At 54.3% G+C, this 1,173-nt stretch carries 1 protein-coding gene; it reads left to right on the top strand.

What is annotated here, in order from left to right; all coding sequences use genetic code 11:
* Positions 1 to 497 precede the first annotated feature (497 nt).
* A complete protein-coding gene (locus K311_RS0113380; protein ID WP_245570669.1) occupies positions 498 to 1,076 on the top strand; it encodes a PIN domain-containing protein in 579 nt (192 codons plus the stop codon).
* Positions 1,077 to 1,173: the final 97 nt, after the last annotated feature.

The raw sequence follows: 1,173 nt of genomic DNA, 5'->3' as shown, positions 1-1,173 counted from the left end.
GCTCCCGGTCAGCGCGTTGCGGAGCGGCTTAACTCGGGCGTTAGGCCTCCAGAGATGACTTCTTGTCCCAACTGCCAGAAGCAAACTAGCGCAATCAAGTTGGCGTTTACCGGACTTGGTTTTCCAGCTGCTTGCCGCAACTGCAACTCCCAACTCTCTTTGCCCGCTCATTGGCAGCACGCGCTCGCCGTTGCTGCAATACTTCTGTTCGCCTTCGGTGCAGCTGTGAGCGTGAAGCAGAGGACTTACTTCGGGTTTCTACCGTTCCTAGTCGCTTTGGCTGTCCTTTGTATTGCGGTTGCGAATGTAGTGCGGCCAATTGTGTTTCGTCCCCGCCAGTCAGTCTTGGCGTGGCTGGGTCTGATAGTCTTTGTTTGCGCAGGCGTGGTGGCAATCCACGCCTTGCCTAACTGATCATTCAAGCCGACGCCTTCGGCGCGGCTTAACTCGGGCGTTAGCAGCTCAGGGGAGTGTTTCGTTTGCGGACAAACTACGTATTGATCGACTACGAGAACGTCCAGCCCGCGGCACTCGCTGCGTTAGAAAAGGAGCACTTCAAGATTCTGGTCTTTGTCGGTGCGAGTCAGACCAAGGTCAACTATGAAATCGCGGATTCATTGCAGCGCTTGGGACCAAAGGCGAGCTACATAAAGATCTCCGGCAACGGCCCGAACGCGCTCGACTTCCACATCGCGTACTACATCGGCCAGCTGGCGGCAGCGGACAAAGACGGGTTCTTTCACATCATTTCGAAAGACACGGGATTTGACCCACTGATCGCACACCTAAAGACTAAGAAGATCTACGCTTGCCGCTCCCGTGATGTTAGTGACATGCCGATCGTCAAGGCGGCAAACTCAAAAAGTCCCACTGAGAAAATTGAGGTCATAGTTGCAAACCTCAAACAGCGGGGACCATCCAAGCCGCGGACCGTCAAGACTCTCACCAGCACCATAAGCTCGCTCTTCCAGAAAGCTCTACCTGAGGAAGAGCTAGGCGCATTGCTTAAATCGCTACAGAAGCAAGGGTACGTAGCGGTCAATGGAACCAAAGTCAGCTACTCACTTCCCGAGTAGCGCTGCTAACAATTCATGTATGGACTCCCCATTTCAACAGGGCACCAGCTGATCGAGTCGTCGGAAGCGGATCGGTTGCAGTCGTGTATTCGGCCTT

It is taken from the genome of Arenimonas composti TR7-09 = DSM 18010 (genome assembly GCF_000426365.1).
Taxonomy (GTDB): domain Bacteria; phylum Pseudomonadota; class Gammaproteobacteria; order Xanthomonadales; family Xanthomonadaceae; genus Arenimonas; species Arenimonas composti.
Note: the sequence above shows the minus strand (reverse complement) of the source record. Positions and strands in the feature narration are given on the sequence as shown.